The sequence below is a fragment of the Bacillus sp. LQ16 genome, assembly GCF_057784645.1.
Genome location: NZ_CM173491.1, coordinates 275,001 through 280,000, shown reverse-complemented (window position 1 = coordinate 280,000; position 5,000 = coordinate 275,001). Strand labels below are relative to the sequence as shown.

The following is a 5,000-nucleotide window of genomic DNA, read 5'->3' as shown; positions in this document are numbered from 1 at the left end:
TTAATAAATATTTAAGATATGCTCAAGGTTCGAATTGATTAATAGTATTTCCTTTTTAAACACATATACTGGATTAAAAATACGCACCTCAATGTATCAAGTGTACCGCACACACATATACAGAACACTCGTTCCTTTCATTACTTCACTTTTTATATAACATTAATAGATATTAATCCCATACCTATATTTACGTTTTACTGCTAAAAGAGCGAATCATTTCACTAACAAAGCATTTAGTTTCATTTCTAGTATATATCCCCCTTTTGAAATACATATAGAATCATAATTTCCGTTGTTTCTATCTCCCCCCTAAGAATACACAACCATACAAAAACAATTCTACAACAAGGTATACGACGGCTGCACAATTATAAATCTTAATCCTCTCAATACCTACAGGGGTGCTGTCCGCCTTTAACACAAATATATACTAAAAAAATTTCAATATAAAATGGCCGGAATTTCTACACTAAGAAACATCCGGCTCTTATTTTTAGGCAACAACCCAAATCAGTTTTACATTCAGTATTAAATGTCTATTCAATATTCCCTACTCCGCTCTGGTAAAGGTGAATGTATCATATCTGTCACTGCATAATATAGATTTTCTGGATGTTCGGCTATCCGATGACATAAATACAAATACCACTCTTTCCCATAAGTCAAATACACTCTAGCGTTATGTCCTTTGTTTTTCAAATCTCTTAACATATCCGGACGAATTCCATATAACATTTCTATTTCTACATTAGAGTGACTAAAATATTGACGTTGCTCCATCTCTTTAATAAGAATTTCATCATGTGTAGCTATAGATACAGGGTGATGGTTTTCAATTAGTTTTTCTACAATTTGAAGATACTGTTGATTTAAATCAGCCGATCTAGGTATGGCAATATCTGGAACTTCTTGATAGGCACCTTTTACAACTCTTATTTTTCCTGGATAATGAAGGAGTTCTTGAATATCATTGTTTGAGCGGTATAAATGTGCCTGTATTGTTATCCCTACATTATGATATTGCTCAGTTACCTTTTTATAAATGGAAAGAATGTCCGCTGCTTTAGATGATTCTTCCATACTTATCATAAGGGTAGTTCCATGTACTTTCGCCTTCTCTGCCAACTCCATTAAATGAATATAAGATATTTCTGGATCTATAGATAATCCAATATGAGATAAATCGAGTGATACTGTTTGTTTCATAGATAGAGTACCCATGTCCCCAATAAGATTCAAAAACTCATTTTTTGCTTTATAGCATTCCTCTATATCTAGAGTATTTTCCCCTATGTATTCTAGTGAAGTATGATAACCTTTTGTAATTAGTTCTTTTGCCGTCCCAATTCCCTCATGTCTCGTTTCTCCGGTGACAAAGCGTTTCGCAGCTTGTAATAATAAAGCATAGAGTTCAGTGGATTGTTGTACATATGCTTTTATATGTTCATTTCGTGCAATCGATTTAAATGCCTGAGCTACTTGTAATTCTGGTTTAGTCATCACATTTTCATCTCCTTTAGAACTATTTGACCCTACTATAGCATGCTAAAATGGTTTGTATTAGTACCATTTCACCCAAACTTTTATGGTACCAATTTTGATGAAGGGAGCGTTTATATGCTTTGGATACCTATTGATCGATCTTTAGATATAAGTTTAATTCGACAAGTTTATCACCAAATACGTGAACGAATATTAAACGGAGAGCTACAATCTGGTGAAAAACTACCAGCAACACGGGAATTATCTTCTGAGTTAGGTGTATCTAGGAATGTAATTTTAGAAGCTTATGATCAATTATTTTCCGAAGGCTTTTTGGTCACTCGGCAAGGAGCTGGAACATTCATTGCCGAAGGGGCTTATTTAGAACAACGTAAAAAATCAACTCTAATTGATTCTTTATATTGGTGTGAAGAAACAAACAAAGAGAGTAACATCATTAATTTTCGTTCAGGAATACCAGCATTAGACTTATTTCCACGTAAAGGATGGGCAAAGTTGTCTCACACTATATGGAATGAAACACATCCTTCTACGTTTGGATATGATATCCCCCAAGGACGTCCCGAATTAAGAAAGGTTTTATCACGGTATTTACTAAAAACAAGAGGAGTTTTTTGTCATCCAGAACAATTGGTGATTACTTCCGGTGCAACACAAGCTTTAACACTTGTGTCTAAGTTACTTTTGTCATCAGGTGACGAAGTACTAATAGAAGATCCCATCACCAATGACATTCAAACAATTTTTAAAAATTCAGGAGCCTTTCTTTCCCCTATACCAGTTGATGATAATGGGATGAATACATCTTTGTTACCTGCAAATAAAAATCCAAAATTCATCTTCATTACTCCTTCTCATCAGTTCCCTTTAGGTGGAACGTTGCCAATTCAACGACGTGTTCAATTGGTTAACTACTCAAGAAAAACAAATTGTTACCTCATTGAAGATGATTATGATAGTGAGTTTCGATATGAAGGCTCACCTGTAAGTTCATTACAGGGGTTGGATCCCGAACGTGTTATATACATAGGTTCATTTAGTAAAATTTTATCACCGTCCCTTAGGATGGGATACTTAGTTCTTCCCTCACACCTTGTTGAAAAATGTCGCAGGGTAAAATGGTTTTCAGATTTACATACACCTTCTTTAAATCAGCTTATCCTTGCTAAATTTATTGCCGAAGGTTATTTGGAACGACATATTATGAAGATGAAAAAAATCTATAAAAATCGAAGAGACTTCCTTATCCAGCAATTACAATCAGCATTCTCAAATACAATCAATATTTTCGGTTATTCTACAGGATTACATCTGATTGTTGAATTCAATCAAGTTCAATTCACAAAAGAATTACTTGAGAAAATCCAACAACTCGGAGTGAAAGTATATCCTGTGGAAGACCACGCCATTGAAAAAGGAAAACATCACAATCGAATTATTATAGGGTATGGCCATTTAACAACTGAAGAAATAAAAGAGGGTGTGAGCAGGCTCCAGAGGGCAATACTTCGTATATATTCTTGTTAACAAATAGACTTTAAAGCTCAGCCATATTTTTCTGAAGGTACGCTACTTAAATGTGAAATTCTAATAAAGCTGTTTCTTGCTAGATAAACGTACTCATAGAGCCCACATTAATTACAAGTTTATTTTACAAAACACAAAAAAGACGAGTCATTCTGACTCGTCTTAAAGTTGCTTGGCGACGTCCTACTCTCACAGGGACAAGGTCCCAACTACCATCGGCGCTAGAGAGCTTAACTTCCGTGTTCGGTATGGGAACGGGTGTGACCTCTCTGCCATCATCACCAAACTATTGAAGGTATATTCCTTCAAAACTAGATAACATTTGCTACATATTATATGGTTAAGTCCTCGATCTATTAGTATTCGTCAGCTCCACATGTCACCATGCTTCCACCTCGAACCTATCAACCTGATCATCTTTCAGGGATCTTACTAGCTTACGCTATGGGAAATCTCATCTTGAGGGGGGCTTCATGCTTAGATGCTTTCAGCACTTATCCCTTCCGCACATAGCTACCCAGCTATGCCCTTGGCAGAACAACTGGTACACCAGCGGTGCGTCCATCCCGGTCCTCTCGTACTAAGGACAGCTCCTCTCAAATTTCCTACGCCCACGACGGATAGGGACCGAACTGTCTCACGACGTTCTGAACCCAGCTCGCGTACCGCTTTAATGGGCGAACAGCCCAACCCTTGGGACCGACTACAGCCCCAGGATGCGATGAGCCGACATCGAGGTGCCAAACCTCCCCGTCGATGTGGACTCTTGGGGGAGATAAGCCTGTTATCCCCGGGGTAGCTTTTATCCGTTGAGCGATGGCCCTTCCATGCGGAACCACCGGATCACTAAGCCCGACTTTCGTCCCTGCTCGACTTGTAGGTCTCGCAGTCAAGCTCCCTTATGCCTTTGCACTCTACGAATGATTTCCAACCATTCTGAGGGAACCTTTGGGCGCCTCCGTTACACTTTAGGAGGCGACCGCCCCAGTCAAACTGCCCACCTGACACTGTCTCCCGGGTCGATAAGACCCGTAGGTTAGAATTTCAATACAGTCAGGGCGGTATCCCACCAGCGCCTCCACCGAAGCTAGCGCTCCGGTTTCAATGGCTCCCGCCTATCCTGTACAAACTGTACCAAAATTCAATATCAGGCTACAGTAAAGCTCCACGGGGTCTTTCCGTCCTGTCGCGGGTAACCTGCATCTTCACAGGTACTATAATTTCACCGAGTCTCTGGTTGAGACAGTGCCCAAATCGTTACACCTTTCGTGCGGGTCGGAACTTACCCGACAAGGAATTTCGCTACCTTAGGACCGTTATAGTTACGGCCGCCGTTTACTGGGGCTTCAGTTCAGAGCTTCGCTTACGCTAACCCCTCTCCTTAACCTTCCAGCACCGGGCAGGTGTCACCCCCTATACTTCGCCTTACGGCTTCGCAGAGAGCTGTGTTTTTGCTAAACAGTCGCTTGGGCCTATTCACTGCGGCTTTCCGTTAAGAAAGCACCCCTTCTCCCGAAGTTACGGGGTCATTTTGCCGAGTTCCTTAACCAGAGTTCTCTCGCACACCTTAGGATTCTCTCCTCGCCTACCTGTGTCGGTTTGCGGTACAGGCACCTTTTATCTCGCTAGAAGCTTTTCTTGGCAGCGGGGAATCAAAGACTTCGCTCCATAAGGAGCTTCCCCATCACAGCTCAGCCTTCACGATAAGCGGATTTGCCTACTTATCAGCCTAACTGCTTGGACGTGCACAACCAATCGCACGCTTCTTCTATCCTTCTGCGTCCCTCCATTGCTCAAACGATAAAGAGGTGGTACAGGAATATCAACCTGTTGTCCATCGCCTACGCCTGTCGGCCTCGGCTTAGGTCCTGACTAACCCTGAGCGGACGAGCCTTCCTCAGGAAACCTTAGGCATTCGGTGGACGGGATTCTCACCCGTCTTTCGCTACTCATACCGGCATTCTCAC

At 40.8% G+C, this 5,000-nt stretch carries 2 protein-coding genes and 2 rRNA genes (1 of these 4 only partly in view); 1 reads left to right on the top strand and 3 read right to left on the bottom strand.

Features of this window, described 5'->3' with window-relative positions; genetic code table 11:
- Positions 1-543: 543 nt before the first annotated feature.
- Complete coding sequence (locus tag AC3EMB_RS01580; RefSeq protein WP_488517769.1) at positions 544-1,503, bottom strand: proline dehydrogenase family protein; 960 nt, start codon at positions 1,501-1,503, stop codon at positions 544-546.
- A gap of 117 nt (positions 1,504-1,620) precedes the next feature.
- Between AC3EMB_RS01580 and pdxR the strand changes: the two genes are divergently transcribed.
- Positions 1,621-3,033, top strand: coding sequence for a MocR-like pyridoxine biosynthesis transcription factor PdxR (gene pdxR, locus AC3EMB_RS01575; protein WP_488517411.1), 1,413 nt, complete (start codon positions 1,621-1,623; stop codon positions 3,031-3,033).
- 170 nt (positions 3,034-3,203) lie between these two features.
- On the opposite strand, the gene rrf is transcribed toward pdxR, so the two are convergent.
- Positions 3,204-3,319: ribosomal RNA gene (gene rrf / locus AC3EMB_RS01570) — 5S ribosomal RNA — on the bottom strand.
- A gap of 50 nt (positions 3,320-3,369) precedes the next feature.
- Positions 3,370-5,000: ribosomal RNA gene (locus AC3EMB_RS01565) — 23S ribosomal RNA — on the bottom strand; it runs 1,291 nt beyond the window's last position.